Genomic DNA, 16,332 nt, shown 5'->3' with positions numbered 1-16,332 from the left:
GCATAGCGTTAACGGTAGAGCGGCTTCTCTGCCACCGGGATCAGCAGCGTGGACTGCCAGTCGGCGAGCGTCAGCTGGGCCAGCTGTCCCAGCGCGCGGTAGAACGGATGGCCCGCGCTTTCGACAAACACGGCGAGAAAACGGGTGCTCCACGGCAGAAGATGCCAGGCCAGGAGCTGATCCCGCTCCGCGTTGCGGCCAGTTTCTGCCAGCCACGCGGCCAGCAGCAGCAGGGTGCCAACGTGATCTTCCGGTTCGTTCTGCACCATCTCAAAAGCGATACCGTTGTCGCGCATCCACTGGCGCAGCGCCAGGGTGGAGTCGCCGAACAGCACCGATTCGCGATCCAGCCAGACCGATCCCCACGGCGGCGCGGGCAGCGCCCAGGGGCCGATAAACAGCCGCTGCCAGGCATCGGGGAGCGGTTCGTCAGCCTGCTGGCGCAGGGCCTCGGCGATGGGGGCTAACTGCCCGGGCGGCAGCGGCCAGTCCTGCTGCCAGTCGCCCTCGGTCAGGGCGGTTACCAGCGGGGCAGCCTGCTCGCTGTCCGGGGCGAAATAAAACAGTGCGCCCAGTACCCGGGCGGTAAATGCAAAACCTTCATTCATTACTGCATTCCTTGAACGGCGCGGGTTGCCCCGCGCTGACAGATTATCCGGCAATCGCCATACCTACGGTCATATGCAGGCCGTAGAAGACGCCACGGCCAATAAGCTCTCCGGCCACCACCAGCAGCAGCCCCAGCGTAAGCCCCGGTAAACCAGGCACTTTTCGACGCACCAGCGCGCACAGCCAGCAGCCCAGCCCGGCCGCGAGCAGTATGATACGCCACACCTGCAGGGAACCATAATCCGGCACCAGGGCGTTGGCCTGCTGAACGGAACTGTGGATCGTCCCGAGATCGCCACTTTGCAGCACCACAGCCGCCGCGCTGGTCAACAGCGCCACCACCGAGATCCCTGCCGCCGTCGGGCCGTTAAACGGCATCCGCGCCAGCCGCATCAGCAGGGCGGCAAACAGCGGGCCGGCGAGCAGCATCGTCAGGAAGAAATTCAGCGTGGTGTAGCCGTTATGCCAGGTCGGCACCGTGTCAATCTGATACACGCGGGTCATCGCCCAGACGAAGACCAGCCCCAGCACCATGCTCAGTACCAGCCAGAGTTTACCGAGCGCCGCAGGCATCTTGCCGAGCATGGCCACTAACCACCAGAAGCCGCCCACGGCAAAGAACAGCGCGCCGCTGGCAATTTCGTTGCTCAGACCGGAAGCACCGACCCGATTCAGGGAGTTAAAGGCGCGCAGCGGCGAGCCGAGGTGCAGCACCGAGGCGACAAAACCCACCCCCATCACCAGCCACAAAAAGAACATGCTGCGCACCAGACGGTACCTCGCCTGCGGGTCACGCTCGCGAAGCCAGGCTCCGCCTGCCACAATCAGCGCCCCGGCCACGCACTGGCCGAACACGGTAAAAATGACCAGCGGCCATTCATGCCATCCATTTCCCATCTCACACCTCCTGCGGATTGGCCAGATAGCCGGTGGTATCACCCGTGGGTCGGCTGTTGGCGTTAGGTTTTATGACAATACCCGGCTTCGTGAAGTGCGCCGATGGCAGCGGGGCGACGGCCGCCAGCTTGCCGTGTTTCTTACGCAACGCCTCAATCGGGCCGAAGTCCAGGGCCCGCAGCGGGCAGGATTCGACGCAGATCGGCTTGTGGCCCTCCGCCACGCGCTCGTGACAGCCGTCGCACTTGGTCATATGGCCTTTGGCGGCGTTGTACTGCGGAGCACCGTACGGGCAGGCCATATGGCAGTAGCGACACCCGATGCAGACATCTTCATTCACCACCACAAAGCCGTCGTCGCGCTTGTGCATCGCCCCGCTGGGGCAGACTTTGGTGCAGGCCGGATCCTCGCAGTGGTTGCAGGCGATGGAGAGGTAATAGGCAAACACGTTCTGATGCCAGACCCCGTTGTCCTCCTGCCAGTCACCGCCCGCGTACTCGTAGATACGACGGAAGCTGACGTCCGGGGTCAGGTCCTTGTAATCCTTGCACGCCAGCTCGCAGGTTTTACACCCGGTGCAGCGGCTGGAATCAATAAAAAATCCATACTGAGTGGTCATCGGCTACTCCTTACGCCTTCTCGATTTGCACCAGGTTGGTGTGCTGTGGGTTGCCCTTCGCCAGCGGCGACGGACGGTGGGTGGTCAGGGTGTTCATGCAGGCGCCGTGGTCAACGCGGTCGCCCTGCATATCCGCCTGATGCCACGCCCCCTGGCCCATGGCGCTGACGCCCGGCATGATCCGCGGGGTGACTTTGGCGGCAATGCGCACTTCGCCGCGGGTGTTGAAGACCCGCACCATGTCGCCGTTTTTGATGCCACGCGCCTGGGCATCCATCGGGTTAAGCCACACTTCCTGGCGGCAGGCAGCCTGCAGCACGTCCACGTTGCCGTAGCTGGAGTGGGTGCGGGCTTTGTAGTGAAAACCGAACAGCTGGAGCGGAAACTGGCCGCGATCGTCAGAGTCCCAACCTTCGAAGGTAGAGGCATACACCGGCAGCGGGCTGATGGTTTCGTCATCCTGAAGCTCCCACTTGTCGGCGATCTCTGCCAGCCGACTGGAGTAGATTTCGATTTTGCCCGACGGCGTTTTCAGCGGATGGGCCTCGGGATCGTCGCGGAATTGCTTATAGGCCACGAAGTGACCGTTGGGATCTTTTCTCTTATAGATGCCCATCGCTTTGAGCGCCTCGTAAGAGGGGAGCTGCGGATCTTTCGCCACCATTTTGGCGTACAGATACTGCAACCACTCCGCCTGGGTGCGGCCTTCGGTAAAGCGTTGATGGATATCCGGCCCGAGGCGTTTCGCCACTTCGCTCATGATCCAGTAGATGGGTTTACGTTCGAACTTCGGTGCGGTTACCGGCTGGAGGAAGATCAGGTAGCCCATATTCCCGGCATAATCGTTGGGAATGATGTCCTCCTGTTCAACGGTCATCAGATCGGGCAGGAGCAGGTCGGCGTATTTCGCCGACGAGGTCATGAAATTGTCGATCACCACAATCATTTCGCACTTGCGCTCGTCCTGCAAAATGTCGTGGGTTTTGTTGATGTCCGAATGCTGGTTGATGATGGTGTTGCCAGCGTAGTTCCAGATGAACTTGATCGGCACGTCGAGCTTATCTTTGCCGCGCACCCCGTCGCGGGTGGCGGTCATCTCCGGCCCGCGGGCGATAGCGTCGGTCCAGCTGAAGCAGGAGATCTGGGTTTTGACCGGGTTATCCGGCAGCGGCATCCGCTCGATGGTGATGGTATAGGTTGATTCGCGCGCGCCGCTGTTGCCGCCATGAATACCGACGTTGCCGGTGAGGATCGGCAGCATGGCGATGGCGCGGGAGGTGAGCTCGCCGTTGGCCTGGCGCTGCGGGCCCCAGCCCTGACAGATGTAGGCGGGTTTTGCGGTACCGATCTCCCTCGCCAGCTTGATGATGCGGTCGGCGGGGATCCCGGTGACAGCCGCGGCCCAGTCCGGGGTTTTGGCGATGGCATCCTCGCCGTGGCCCAGAATATACGCCTTGTAATGGCCGTTAGCCGGGGCCCCTTCCGGCAGGGTGGTTTCGTCATAGCCAACACAGTATTTGTCGAGGAACGGCTGGTCGACGAGGTTTTCGTTAATCAGGACCCAGGCGATACCGGCCACCAGCGCCGCATCGGTGCCCGGCCGGATAGGGATCCACTCATCTTCACGCCCGGCGGCGGTGTCGGTATAGCGAGGATCGATCACGATCATGCGCGCATTCGAGCGTTCGCGCGCCTGTTCCAGATAATATGTAATCCCGCCGCCGCTCATGCGCGTCTCCGCCGGGTTATTGCCGAACATCACCACCAGCTTGCTGTTTTCGATATCGGAGGTGCTGTTGCCGTCGTTACTGCCGTAGGTATAGGGCATGGCGCAGGCGATTTGCGCCGTGCTGTAAGTGCCGTAATGGCTGAGAAATCCGCCGTAACAGTTCATCAGACGCGCCACCAGAGAGGCGTAGGGCGAGGAGCGAGTAATGTTGCCGCCAACAATTCCGGAACTGTAATTAATGTAGACCGCTTCGTTGCCGTATTTAGTCACTACGTCGCGCAGGCTGTTGGTAAGCAGATCCAGCGCCTCATCCCAGCTGATGCGTTCGAACTTGCCTTCGCCGCGTTTGCCGACGCGCTTCATTGGATAATTCAGCCGGTCGGGATGGTTGATTCTTCGTCGGATCGAGCGCCCGCGCAGACAGGCGCGCACCTGGTGGTTGCCGTAGACATCGTCGCCGGTATTGTCCGTTTCGACCCAGTAGACCTCGTCGTCCCGCACGTGCAGCCGCAGCGCGCAGCGGCTGCCGCAGTTGACCGAGCAGGCACCCCACACCACTTTATCCGGCCCGGGCTGGTGCGCTTCTTTCAGCGCGGCAGCAGCAGGGCGCAAACCGAAGGGTAATGACAGACCACCGGCGGCCAGCGCAAGGGACCCGATGGCGGTAGATTTGACGAGGGTGCGGCGGCTGATCCCGCCGCTTTGCGCATTATCTGACATGGCTCACTCCATTATGTTCTTTATCCAGGAACGTTTTTAGCCGTGATTAGGATCAGGCTAACGGAGTGGGAGTGTTACCCATTAAGGGGGAGATAATATTAATGCATATCAAAACAAAGGGGATTCCCCCGCCTGAACGGGGGAGAGTGTTTACTGCGGCTCGCGCGGTGCCGGGGCCTGGGTGCCGCCGCCGCTTACCGGGTAGTTTCCGCTGCTGGTGCGGGTATAGAGGATTTTCAGGGTGTCATTGGCGCAATGTCCGACCACTTCAGCGTCGGGCTTATCGGCCTGATCGTTCGGCACAATGTTCAGCATAAAGCCGCTTTCCGGTACGCCGTTGTTAATGATGCGCTGCTGGATATCGCTTTTGATCCGCTCGCAGTTATCGGGTGCCGCCAGCGCGGCCGGGGCAACGCCCGCCAGTAATAGTGCAGTAATCCAGGGTAACCGTTTCATATCTGCCTCCTTACGACTGTGTGACTATAATAATAGCTAATGTAAACGGTTGTATTTGCTAATATGACTGAGAATTTTCTTCATCTATCGGTAGGTCATGTGAATAAACACGCGCTTGTGCTTCTCCTGGCGGGTCTGTTGGTGGGGTGTGACAACACCAGCGCTCCGCTGTCGTTTACGCCAGAGATGGCCAGCTTCTCTAATGAGTTTGATTTTGATCCGCTTCGCGGGCCGGTGAAGGACTTTAGCCAGACGCTTTTCAATGAAAAAGGGGAAGTGGCGAAGCGTGTCAGCGGGACGCTGTCGGCAGAAGGCTGCTTTGACAGCCTGGAAATGCAGGATCTGGAGTCGAACTCCGGCATCGCCCTGGTGCTGGATGCCAACTACTATCTCGATGCCCAGACCCAGCAGAAAAAGCTGCGCCTGCAGGGCAAATGCCAGCTGGCAGAGATGCCTGCATCGGGCATTTCATGGGATACCGATGACAACGGATTTATCGTCAGCGCCCACGGAAAAGATATGGAAGTGAAGTATCGCTACGATACCGACGGCTATCCGCTGGGCAAAACCACCGTTGCCGGGGATCAGCACCTGTCAATTACGGCGACGCCATCCTCGGACAAGCGTAAGAGGATGGACTATACCGCCGTCAGCCTGCTGAATGATAAACCGCTGGGGAATGTGAAGCAGACCTGTCAGTACGACCGCCATAACAACCCGGAGGAGTGCGAGCTGGAGATTGTGGACGCGAGCGTGAAGCCTGCGGTGGCGCGTAAGTACACGATCAAAAACAGTATCGAATATTACTAAGCCCCGCGTTGGGCGGGGCCTTCGAGCAGGGATCAGGGAGCGACTGTGCGGCCGGTGCGGCGATCCAGGCAGCGCAAGGTGTTCGGCTCCCAGTAGGCGTTGACGTTGGCGCTCTGCTGGCACTTATCCCGCGCATCAAAGGCCACATCCTCTTTATCCCACTCTTTCTCCGCGCGGGTATTCACCTTGTGGCGCAGGTTGCGGGTGTCGTTCCATTGCTCTTTATCCATGGCGGCATTTTGACGGCTCTGGGCGCTGTCGCCGGATTCAATAATCAGTTTGCTGGTATTGGCAGAAACCGGCGCGGCGAAGACCGAGGCCAGCAGGGCAACCAGACAGAGGCGTGTGCTCAATTTATGCATAGCGATTTCCTTATGGTTGGTGGAAATGCGAATCCCCACCGCAGATTCTATAACAGTCCATTTCAAGGGCAAACCCACATCAGGCATGTGGAAAGGATCCTTTCACATTCGGGTATGATACCGCATCACTTCTCTGACAACGTTAAATATGTTTAAAACAACTCTGCTCTTTTTTGCCACCGCGCTGTGCGAAATCATCGGCTGCTTCCTGCCCTGGCTATGGCTGAAGAAAGGGGCGTCGGTGCTGCTGTTGATTCCGGCGGGTATTGCCCTTGCGCTTTTTGTCTGGCTATTGACGCTACATCCTGCGGCCAGCGGGCGGGTCTACGCCGCCTACGGCGGGGTGTACGTCTGTACCGCGCTGCTGTGGTTACGGGTGGTTGACGGCGTGAAGTTAAGCCCATATGACTGGGCCGGAGCACTGGTCGCGCTGTGCGGTATGCTGATTATTGTGGCAGGCTGGGGGCGCGCTTAAGCGCCCCATTCTGTGATCGAGCGGGGATTTTTCGATCTTCATACTTGTATGGTAGTAGGGTTGTTGCGTAAATTTCCTGCATCACAACAAGAGATGTAAGGAACCGAAAAATGAAGATTGTAGGGGCTGAAGTTTTTGTCACCTGTCCAGGGCGCAACTTTGTCACGCTGAAAATCACCACCGACGAAGGGATTGTCGGCCTGGGTGATGCCACCTTAAACGGCCGCGAACTGTCCGTGGCCTCGTACCTGAAAGACCATCTCTGCCCGCAGCTAATTGGCCGTGATGCCCACCGTATCGAAGATATCTGGCAGTTCTTTTATAAAGGCGCTTACTGGCGTCGCGGCCCGGTCACCATGTCGGCCATCTCGGCCATCGACATGGCGCTGTGGGACATCAAAGCCAAAGCCGCCAACATGCCGCTGTACCAGCTGCTCGGCGGCGCTTCCCGCGAAGGGGTGATGGTTTACTGCCACACCACCGGCCACACCATTGACGATGTGCTGGAGGATTATGCCCGCCATAAAGAGATGGGTTTCAAGGCTATCCGTGTGCAGTGCGGCGTGCCGGGAATGAAAACCACCTACGGCATGTCTAAAGGCAAAGGGCTGGCGTATGAGCCTGCCACCAAAGGCAACTGGCCGGACGAACAGCTGTGGTCAACCGAAAAGTACCTCGATTTTACGCCAAAATTGTTTGACGCCGTGCGCAGCAAATATGGCTTTAATGAACACCTGCTGCATGACATGCACCACCGCCTGACGCCGATCGAAGCCGCGCGCTTCGGCAAGAGCATCGAGCAGTACCGCATGTTCTGGATGGAGGACCCCACTCCGGCCGAGAACCAGGAGTGCTTCCGCCTGATCCGCCAGCATACCGTTACGCCGATTGCGGTGGGTGAAGTGTTCAACAGCATCTGGGATTGCAAACAGCTGATCGAAGAGCAGCTGATCGACTATATCCGCACCACCATCACCCACGCGGGTGGCATCACCGGGATGCGCCGGATTGCCGATTTCGCCTCGCTGTATCAGGTGCGTACCGGCTCCCACGGCCCGTCGGATCTCTCGCCTATTTGCCACGCGGCGGCGCTGCACTTTGACCTGTGGGTTCCGAACTTTGGCGTGCAGGAGTACATGGGCTATTCCGAGCAGATGCTGGAGGTCTTCAACACCAACTGGACCTTCGAAGACGGCTATATGCATCCGGGCGAGAAGCCGGGCCTGGGCATCGAGTTTGATGAAAAACTGGCCGCCAAATATCCCTACGATCCCGCCTATCTGCCCGTTGCCCGTCTGGAAGACGGCACGCTGTGGAACTGGTAAAGGAGCAGAAGATGAAAAGTATCGTCATTCAACAACCCAACGCGCTGGTCATCGAAGAGCGTCCGTTACCGACCCCCGCAGCGGGCGAGGTACGCGTTAAGGTGAAACTGGCCGGGATCTGCGGTTCCGACAGCCATATCTATCGCGGCCATAACCCGTTCGCCAAATATCCGCGCGTCATCGGCCATGAGTTCTTCGGCGTGATTGATGCCGTCGGCGACGGCGTCGATAGCGCCCGCCTGGGGCAGCGCGTCTCGGTGGATCCGGTGATCAGCTGCGGCCACTGCTACCCGTGCTCGATCGGCAAACCGAACGTCTGCACCTCGCTGGTGGTGCTGGGCGTCCATCGCGACGGCGGTTTCAGTGAGTACGCCGTGGTGCCGGCCAAAAACGCCTGGGTTATCCCGGATAGCATCAGCGATAAGCATGCGGTGATGGTGGAGCCGTTCACCATCGCGGCTAATGTCACCGGCCACGCCAGCCCGACGGAGCAGGACGTCGCGCTGATCTACGGTGCCGGTCCGATGGGGCTGGTCACCGTCCAGGCGCTGAAAGGCGTCTACAAGGTGAAGCAGGTGATTGTGGTCGATCGCATCGACGAGCGCCTGGCAATGGCCCAGCGCTGCTGGGCGGATTGGGTCATCAACAATGGCAATCAGTCTCTGCCTGCGCTGCTGGAAGAGAAGGGCATCAGGCCAACGCTGATTATTGATGCTGCCTGCCATCCGTCCATTCTGCAGGAAGCCATTACCCTGGCCTCGCCGGCCGCGCGCATCGTGCTGATGGGCTTCTCCAGCGAGCCGAGCCAGATCGTGCAGCAGGGGATCACCGGCAAAGAGCTGTCGATTTTCTCGTCCCGTCTGAACGCCAACAAGTTCCCGGTGGTGATCGACTGGCTGGAAAAAGGGCTGATCGATCCCGACAAGCTGATTACTCACGCCTTTGAGTATCAACACGTTAAAGAGGCCATTGAACTGTTTGAGAAAGACCAGCGTCAGTGCTGCAAGGTGTTGCTGACGTTCTAATAACAATGAATGCGGTTTAGCGGTACGCATCTTACCCTGTTGAGATAGCCAATATGACTCAAGTACAACATGAAAGAACGACATCTGACCTGGTCAAAGCCGCCGTATCCGGGTGGCTGGGCACCGCGTTGGAGTTTATGGATTTTCAGCGCTAAGAGGGGTATGTCGAGGATATTTAAAGATATTATGCAGCAGTCCTGTCGCTGTGGGGCATGGTTGGGGCAAAGTCGCTTAATTTTGAACTCAACATGGCGATCTGGTCCAGGTTGTTTTCCTCCATCCACTTCCCGTAAACCTGAAATACCATCTGTGCATCGGCATGCCCCATCTGGTTAGCGATGAAGTTCGGGTTTGCTCCTGCAGAAAGCGACCAGCATGCATAAGTGTGCCTCGACTGATACGATTTCCGGTGGCGAAGGCCGGCTCTTTTCATCGCGGCATCCCACGAGTTCCCTATGGAGTTGATGGAGAAGTGCTTGCCGTAATTCCCGGCCCTGGCTGTCAGTGACGGCAGGAAGACAAACGTGCACTTATTGAACTCTTTCTTTCCGTACTCCCTCAGCTTAACGGGTACGTTATGCTCCTGAGAGAGGCGGGTCATTTCATACTGGCTTTTGAATGCCTCGAGTGCAGGCTCGATCAGGTGCACAACCCGGTTGGTGCCGGCATTGGTTTTCGGAAGTGTGAAGATCCCTTTCTGCGTCAGGCTTCTTCTGACGGTGATTGTTCCCGCCTTTAAGTCCACATCCTCCCAAGCAAGTCCGCACAGTTCACCCGGCCGCAATCCGGTGTAAACGGCGATAGCCCACAGGTTCTTGCTTTGCTGATGGTGGCAGGCGTCAATCAGGCGAGGGAACTCCTCTCGGGTGATTGGGTCAGGATCCGGGCGGGACTCTCGCAGAGGGGCCACACCGCTCATCGGTGACTTCGAAATGTAGCCATTTTCAACCGCAAACTGGAAGATACCGAACAACACAGTCATGTAGTTGTTCACAGTAACTGCGGATCGACCCCGCTTCGGTGTTTTATGTCCCTGCTTCATGACCTGGAAACCGGTCAGCAATTCCTTTCGGACTTCCAGCATGCTCTCTTTGGTGATTGAGGTGAGGAGGGTGTCAGGCCCAATAATAGCCATGACATTTGCGATGACTCGACCGTAAGTGTTGAGCGAGGATTCAGCCACCTCCATTTCCTTAAGTGCAAGCCATCTCGCGGACAGCTCCCCGATCGTTACCTCTTGCCTTGCCTCCCCGAACCGCGCCAGGTTCTGGGAGGAGGGGAACTGCTGGGCATAATTGAAGGTTCCGGTTTTGATGGCGTAGCAGATCGACGTCCGCAACTCGCCGGCCACTTTTCTGTTTTTGGGGGTGTCAGCCACCCCCAGGCTTTCACGCACTCTGACCCCTTTGTAGATGAACCACAGCCTGAGCGTGCCGCCGTGGTTTTCCACTCCTGTTGGGTATTTCATAACGATTCCTCGTTGGTTGATGGTCAGAGTATTTAAGCAGATTGTCGCCGCGGTTTCGCTGAGGCCTGACGCTCAATCCAGCGGTCGATCTCATCCAGGTTGTAAAAGCACGGGCTGTTATCCCACGGACTACAGTCAAAAGAGACGTGTTTGTATTCCTTCCCCTCCAGAAAAGTCTTCTCCCGTGCCTTCTTCAACGTCCCCTTTTTAATGCCCTTCAGGGCTATCAACTGCTCCTCAGACACCCATTTCCCGGGCGATACCATCATGATTACTTCACTCATACCTTTCTCCACTTAAACTGAACGCCGGGGCGAACTGGCGATTTCTCCGCACCCGGCACAGCCATCAACTGTTTTAGTTTTCTCGGTGATATTTCAATATCAGGCGACCTGCCCGGGTAAGGATCGCAGGCGGCGCATGCCGGTCATCGCCGTGGCTACGTAGCTCGCCTTGCGGTTCACTACCTCCACCCAGACCTTCACTCCCTCCACCCGCACCGTGTACGTCTCTCGCATCTTGCTGCGCCCGTAGTTGCCGTAGCGTTCCTGATGGGCCGCCAGGGCGATGTCGCAGGCCTGACGCGCCAGCGGTGACTGCGTGCTGCGGTTAATCAGTTTCATGCTGCACGCTCCGCCTGCTGTGATGCTGGGTTAAGCCACATGCATTCAGTGCGGACCTTCGTACCCCTACCGGCACTAATGCGTGACGATTTTTCCGTTTTCTTCCACCCGACCAGCATGTCGTTGTACACCTCCGAGTCGTAGCCGCTGATCATCACCATTCCGGTCATCGTTCTGGCTACTGCGAGCAATTGCTCATGCCCTTCTACAGTCATTTCGTGGCTGTAATAACGGTTACCCTGCACGCGGGTTTCCGGTACATAAGGTGGGTCGATGTAGTGCAGGGTGGTTTCAGCGTCATGGGATCGCATTACTGCCAGGGCATCTTTGTTTTCGATAATGACCCCCTGGAGGCGCTGGCATACTGCTGCCAGATTTTCCGGATAACGCTCCCACAAATGCGCAGCCGTCGCATATTTCCTTTTGCTGTCGCTACGGAAACCGGAATTACCGCCGATTCCTGCTGCTGAACCAAAGCCCATGCTGGCGCGAACAACCATGCGTCTTGCTCGCTCAATCGGTTCGTCGGTGGCTTCGCGCGCTGCGCAAAATTCATCACGTGAATACGGCGTGAGCATGCATGCATTCTGCAGGCGCTGGTTCATCTCAGCGTCGCGCAGCACGCGGAACAGGTTCACCACCTCGCCATCCAGGTCGTTATAAACTTCCGCGTAGCTGCGGGGCTTTTGCAGCAGTACGCCAGCTGCGCCGCCGAACGGTTCCACATAGCAGACGTGCTCAGGCATCTGAGGGATAATCCATGATGCGAGGCGGAATTTCCCGCCGTGGTAACGGATCGCCGGGTGCTTAACAGATTCTTCTCTTAACATGTCGTTACCGGGAGGGCGAACCCTCCCGCCTCCCTTAGGCCACGTATTCCGGTTTCATATCCGCCAGGGTGATGCTGAACTTATCGTGCAGCTCGTCGCCCATATGACGTTTGGCCGCCGCCAGCACGCGCTCGGCTTCTGCGAATTGCTCAGCAGCGCCCGGTTCGCCTGGTTGTGGCAGGGAGTTGATCACCGCCTCGACCGCATTACGGTGCTTCACCAGGTGGTAGCGGCGCGTAGCCTTGTTCTTCAGTTCGGTGAACAGGGTGGTCCCGAGAGCAGCCTTTGCCTCGTTGATTTCATTGCCGACGGTGGTGGCGGTTTCCAGCGTTTCAGCAGCATCAATGCGATCCCGGAAATCATCGGCCAAGGCATCGATGTTGGCCGCCGATTCCTGCGCGCTGTGAGTCGTTGTTACGCTGTCACCTTTGATATCAGCCAGGCTCACGCGCTGGGCCGGTGCCGGGTTGATCTCTTTCTCGGTACGTGGCTCGACTTCATCCGGGCTGTAGACACCAAGGATGACCTCGGGGCAGTACAGGCGCGCCCAGTACTTCACAGCGAGGTAGGCGATCTGCTGCTTGGGTGCTGTTTTCCACAGCGGCGAGTTCCGGGTGGTAATATCAGCCAGGTAGATATTCTCGCCCCAGGTGATATCGGTTTCGCCGCGCAGGACAGCGCCAACCCGGACAAACAGGCCCAGCTCATCGCGGCCGTCTTTCTTGCCGGCGATCTTTTCCCAGTCGCCGCCGTATTCGTAATGGAAGCGGCCCACGATGGCGCTTGAGCTGGAGATAACCGCGTTAACCAGCTGCGCTTCGTAACCCAGCACGCCGTTGACCAGGTGCGTTTTCTGCGCCACGGCGTAAGGGTTCATGCCCCACTGCATGGCCTGCATGACGATCGCCATACAGTCGGCAGGTTTCCCCGCCAGATGCTTCGGTACGGTCACAGCAGACTGCGCCATCAGCTCAGCAAAGGCGGTCAGCTGGCCGAGCGCCTGCACGTTGAATACTGCGTTGCTGGCTGAGATGGTGTTCGGAGTCTGCTCAGCAGCGATAATGTTGGTGTTTTGCATGGTCATTCTCTCCATTAAGCCAGGCGCAGCGCTTCAAGGCGGCGCAGGTCCAAGTCGTTCAGTTCGTCGGTGTAGTCTTCGGTGATCGGCGCTGGCCAGCAGTTGGTGTCGTAAGCCTGAGCTAGGGCGCGCATGGTTTTCTGATACTCCTGCGTGCCCAGCGCCAGTAGATCCTCCGAAGCCTCAATGACCGCTACCCAGTGGTAACCCTCGTCTTTGTTGACGAAAATCCAGAAGAACTGATCAAAGTCAGCGACGCTGCAGTACATACCCGCGCTGAGGTGGTAATCGCGGTCGATGATTTCCCGGTGCAGCTTGGCGCGCAGGCCGTCCTGCTTAACGCGACCCATGCTGATCGTCTTAAGGTCAACGCCGATACGAACGCCGTTGATTTCAACCTCAAGGTCCGGGCGTACACGGACTTCAAGACCGGTTTCGTCGTCCATACCGAAGTAACTGGTTTCGACTGAACGGGAAGGGTGGCGCAGCAGTTTCCCGGCTGATTCATGGTTAAGCAGAGCCTGCTGAATTGCCGTGGCCAGCGCCAGCTGCTCATTCGACAGGATGGTTTTCCCGGCCACGCTATCGCGCCATTGCTGCTCGTGCTCATCAGCGAAAATGGCATCAGGATTCACCGCGCGGATCGCCGCCTGCAGTTCTTCTTTCTTGCCGGTGAGTTTCAGCTGCTCGGCTTTTGGCTTATCCGCATTAAATTCGCGGATGAACGCCTTCATGGAGTCGGTGGTGGTGAATGCTCCCTCCGGCACGCCCGGGAACACAGCGAACTCTTCGTGCAGCTTCTCCGGCTCAAGGGCCAGCGTGTGGGCCAGGCTGCCGAACGTCAGCGCCTCGCTGCTTTCGCGGAGGATAGTCTTGGTTACATGGCGGCCGTGATAGAACATCAGGCTGACGCGGGCATCTTTCACCTGGGTGCTGCTGATCCCGTTCGCTGCGTGATACACGTTATTCGGCAGGCCTTCATAGCGGCCAGGTTCGAAGTATGCAGGGAACTCCACACCTGGAATTGATTCCTGCGGCATCAGCTCACCTCCCAGCGCTGCTGGCTCGGCTTCAGGTTGTGTGGCGTTCGCCAGCTCTGGCGCCGCGGCGGCCAGCACCTCAGCCGGGTTCAGGAAATCTGTTTGCGGATCAGCTGCATCAGTGCTTTCGCCAGGTGGAACCGCGTTAACACCTTCTCCTTCCGCCGGGTCAGTCGTTTCCATCTGCACATCGCTGGTGGTCTCCTCATTAACCGGTGAACGGTCATCATTTTCTGGTTGTTTTTCGTTCATCAGGCCTTCGATGGAGAACACGCCGCCGCCGAGGTTCGCGACCTGTGGCTGGCTGGATAACGCTGCTTTTTCCGCTTCAATCTTCTCGTTAATTTCTTTTTCCCAGCTCACTTCAGGGGTGTGGCGCGCCGCCGCCAGCATTTCCGCTGAAGGATTCTCGTGGTCGGTTTCGGTCAGGTTCGCGTTGATGTATCCGGCAAGACGCCCAGGCTGTTTGTAGTGCTCAGGGTGAGCACTTCGGATAAGCGCGAAGATGGCTGCGCGTGAATAGTTCAGAACGCCAGGCGTTGCGCGCAAAGCTTCAGACCATTCTTTAAACGGCCTGTCTTTCGCTGCGACGATAGCCTTCGCCTGGCGGAAAACATCACTTGGGATGTCGTAAATATTGAAATCCGCTGGCAGCGTTGCCAAAGCAATCTCAGTATCGAGCCCGTCAAAGTCGGGTTTGTAGTTAGGGTTGCGATCGGTTTTTCCGCCGCCGCCCGGCTGTGTTGATGGCACCTCAGGTTCAGCAGCTGGCGCAGGCAGTGGCAGCAACTCAGTTGCAGCATTGAATTCAGCCGTCATCGTCTGGTTAACGAACTCCAGATGAGCAACCGGGTTCAGGTGGATTTTCTCTGGCGCGATGCGCACCAGGTTGAAGATGGCCGCGCGGTTCACTGCCAGAATGCCAGGCTGGTTGCGCAGGATTTTGCTCCATGATTTCCATGGCTCTTCTTTGTTCGCGACGATATCTTTGCCACGGCGCGCGATGCTGCCCGGGATTTCCCGATGGTTAAAGTCCATCGGCAGCAGGGCGCAGGCGATCTCCAGATCGAGGGTGTCCAGGGTATGGTGTGCGTCAGCGCCGCGATCAGTGACATACCCGCCATCGGCATTAGTTCCGGCGTCAGTGCGCTGCACGTTGTTGATGCGGTTGCCGGCGGCCCATTCGCGCGTCAGGATCCCGCGGTCAATGTGCTCGGTGCTGAACCACGCTTTGAAGAACTGGATGACGACAGACAGCTCTGTGCGTTTTACATCAACTGGGAAGATAGTTTTCAGTGCATTGACCACTTTCCAGATGTCGGGCTCATGTGCTTTCTTGAAGCCATCAACATTTTCGGCGGCCAGAATCATGTTCTGCACGTAGCTGTTATCCACATCCAGTTCGAGCTCCAGAATGGCTTTCTTCTGCTCTTCATCGACGTGGTAGAAATACTGCTTGTCGGCGATGTACTGCGCCAGAAGACGCTGACGGAAAGGTAGGGTGGCAACGGTCGTTAATACCGGCAGTTCACGTTCGCGGAACTCTCTTACTGCATCACAGACCGTTTCGGTGCTGTTTACATCACCAACGATTTCGCCAGTTTCGATATCCACGCCGTCGACAACAGTGGTGTCAGCCCCTTCCACAACCTCTTCGCCTGATTGTGCCGACTGTGCTTCGCCGGGGATCACGTTCCAGGTACGTTGGTCGTCGGCCAGGGTGTAGCGCTCGCACCAGGTGTAATCGATGGTGCTTTCTTCCGGCAGGTCATTGAACACGGGGAAGTCAGTGCGGACAGGCTTGGCGTACTCTTTACCGCGGCCAGTTTCGATGCCAGCTTCTTCCAGCTCAACATCGAGAGTCAGGGCGGCGCGGGCTTCGCTTTTCGCAGTGAACCAGATCACTGCATCTTGCTTACCGGATTTCTGAGTGGCCTTAACCACGTAGAAAAATTCCATGTCAGATCCTCATTTTTGGATGTAAGATCCCCGGGCCAGAGATAGCGCCCATTGGGTGTGTTTTTGGTTTTGGTATAAATTCCGGTGTAACTTTGGTCGGTGGCACCGGACGTAGACCCCGCCTTGCGCGGGTTTTACGTTAGGCTTCGTGGGCCATTTGGTCGTACGAAGCGCAACGCTTGGAGCAATAATCGAGTTCTTCCCGCGCCAGCTGGGCGCCGCGGATGAAGAGCAATACGTTTTTAACTTCCTTACCTTGCTCGATTGGTTTGCGGCAGTACGCGCATTTCTTCTCTTGCATGACTCC

The 16,332-nt window shown here is 57.8% G+C and carries 17 protein-coding genes; 4 read left to right on the top strand and 13 right to left on the bottom strand.

Annotated elements, in window-relative coordinates; genetic code table 11:
• Positions 1-8: 8 nt before the first annotated feature.
• From dmsD to V7Q49_RS05805, 5 genes are all read right to left on the bottom strand, one after another.
• A complete protein-coding gene (gene dmsD, locus V7Q49_RS05825) occupies positions 9-608 on the bottom strand; it encodes a Tat proofreading chaperone DmsD (protein ID WP_333849793.1) in 600 nt (199 codons plus the stop codon).
• 43 nt (positions 609-651) lie between these two features.
• The gene (locus V7Q49_RS05820) at positions 652-1,506 is read right to left on the bottom strand and encodes a dimethyl sulfoxide reductase anchor subunit family protein (RefSeq protein WP_333849792.1); all 855 of its coding nucleotides are present in this window, start codon (positions 1,504-1,506) and stop codon (positions 652-654) included.
• 1 nt (position 1,507) lies between these two features.
• A complete protein-coding gene (locus V7Q49_RS05815) occupies positions 1,508-2,125 on the bottom strand; it encodes a DMSO/selenate family reductase complex B subunit (protein WP_333849791.1) in 618 nt (205 codons plus the stop codon).
• 10 nt (positions 2,126-2,135) lie between these two features.
• Positions 2,136-4,574, bottom strand: a complete 2,439-nt coding sequence (gene ynfE / locus V7Q49_RS05810; protein WP_333849790.1) for a selenate/tellurate reductase subunit YnfE — start codon at positions 4,572-4,574, stop codon at positions 2,136-2,138.
• Between the two features lie 150 nt (positions 4,575-4,724).
• A complete protein-coding gene (locus V7Q49_RS05805; RefSeq protein WP_142489351.1) occupies positions 4,725-5,030 on the bottom strand; it encodes a DUF1161 domain-containing protein in 306 nt (101 codons plus the stop codon).
• Between the two features lie 99 nt (positions 5,031-5,129).
• On the opposite strand from V7Q49_RS05805, the gene V7Q49_RS05800 reads away from it, so the two are divergent.
• The gene (locus tag V7Q49_RS05800) at positions 5,130-5,840 is read left to right on the top strand and encodes a YnfC family lipoprotein (protein WP_333849789.1); all 711 of its coding nucleotides are present in this window, start codon (positions 5,130-5,132) and stop codon (positions 5,838-5,840) included.
• Between the two features lie 32 nt (positions 5,841-5,872).
• Here the strand turns inward: V7Q49_RS05800 and V7Q49_RS05795 are convergent, their stop codons facing one another.
• Positions 5,873-6,202, bottom strand: coding sequence for a DUF1283 family protein (locus tag V7Q49_RS05795; RefSeq protein ID WP_333849788.1), 330 nt, complete (start codon positions 6,200-6,202; stop codon positions 5,873-5,875).
• A 148-nt stretch (positions 6,203-6,350) separates the two neighbouring features.
• Between V7Q49_RS05795 and V7Q49_RS05790 the strand changes: the two genes are divergently transcribed.
• The 3 genes from V7Q49_RS05790 to V7Q49_RS05780 all read left to right on the top strand — a co-directional run bounded on the left by V7Q49_RS05790 (position 6,351) and on the right by V7Q49_RS05780 (position 9,027).
• Positions 6,351-6,677: a YnfA family protein gene (locus V7Q49_RS05790; RefSeq protein ID WP_285127771.1), complete on the top strand. Its 327-nt coding sequence runs from the start codon at positions 6,351-6,353 to the stop codon at positions 6,675-6,677.
• Positions 6,678-6,787: 110 nt separating this feature from the next.
• Positions 6,788-8,002: a D-mannonate dehydratase ManD gene (gene manD / locus V7Q49_RS05785; RefSeq protein ID WP_333849787.1), complete on the top strand. Its 1,215-nt coding sequence runs from the start codon at positions 6,788-6,790 to the stop codon at positions 8,000-8,002.
• 11 nt (positions 8,003-8,013) lie between these two features.
• Positions 8,014-9,027 (top strand): Zn-dependent oxidoreductase, encoded by a 1,014-nt coding sequence (locus V7Q49_RS05780; RefSeq protein WP_333849786.1) that lies wholly within the window; start codon positions 8,014-8,016, stop codon positions 9,025-9,027.
• A gap of 184 nt (positions 9,028-9,211) precedes the next feature.
• Here V7Q49_RS05780 and V7Q49_RS05775 read toward each other — a convergent pair whose 3' ends face one another.
• From V7Q49_RS05775 to V7Q49_RS05745, 7 genes are all read right to left on the bottom strand, one after another.
• Positions 9,212-10,495 carry a tyrosine-type recombinase/integrase gene (locus V7Q49_RS05775; RefSeq protein WP_333849785.1) on the bottom strand — a complete coding sequence of 428 codons (1,284 nt, stop codon included), beginning with the start codon at positions 10,493-10,495 and terminating at the stop codon, positions 9,212-9,214.
• 32 nt (positions 10,496-10,527) lie between these two features.
• Positions 10,528-10,779 (bottom strand): excisionase family protein, encoded by a 252-nt coding sequence (gene xisR / locus V7Q49_RS05770; RefSeq protein WP_032617963.1) that lies wholly within the window; start codon positions 10,777-10,779, stop codon positions 10,528-10,530.
• Between the two features lie 99 nt (positions 10,780-10,878).
• Positions 10,879-11,118, bottom strand: a complete 240-nt coding sequence (locus V7Q49_RS05765; protein ID WP_333849784.1) for a DUF4060 family protein — start codon at positions 11,116-11,118, stop codon at positions 10,879-10,881.
• Positions 11,115-11,948: a DNA adenine methylase gene (locus V7Q49_RS05760; protein WP_333849783.1), complete on the bottom strand. Its 834-nt coding sequence runs from the start codon at positions 11,946-11,948 to the stop codon at positions 11,115-11,117. The genes V7Q49_RS05765 and V7Q49_RS05760 overlap by 4 nt, the downstream gene beginning before the upstream one ends.
• A 34-nt stretch (positions 11,949-11,982) precedes the next feature.
• Positions 11,983-13,026: a RecT family recombinase gene (locus V7Q49_RS05755; RefSeq protein ID WP_333849782.1), complete on the bottom strand. Its 1,044-nt coding sequence runs from the start codon at positions 13,024-13,026 to the stop codon at positions 11,983-11,985.
• A gap of 14 nt (positions 13,027-13,040) precedes the next feature.
• Complete coding sequence (locus V7Q49_RS05750; protein ID WP_333849781.1) at positions 13,041-16,025, bottom strand: RecE family exodeoxyribonuclease; 2,985 nt, start codon at positions 16,023-16,025, stop codon at positions 13,041-13,043.
• A 139-nt stretch (positions 16,026-16,164) separates the two neighbouring features.
• Entirely contained in the window at positions 16,165-16,326 is a 162-nt protein-coding gene (locus tag V7Q49_RS05745) for a YdaE family protein (protein WP_280713171.1), read from the bottom strand.
• Positions 16,327-16,332 lie beyond the last annotated feature (6 nt).

Origin of the sequence: Leclercia sp., from assembly GCF_036780805.1 — a bacterium.
In the GTDB taxonomy this organism is placed as follows: Bacteria; Pseudomonadota; Gammaproteobacteria; order Enterobacterales; family Enterobacteriaceae; genus Enterobacter.
The sequence above is the reverse complement of the archived record's forward strand: the minus strand, read 5'-3'. Positions and strand labels throughout refer to the sequence as shown.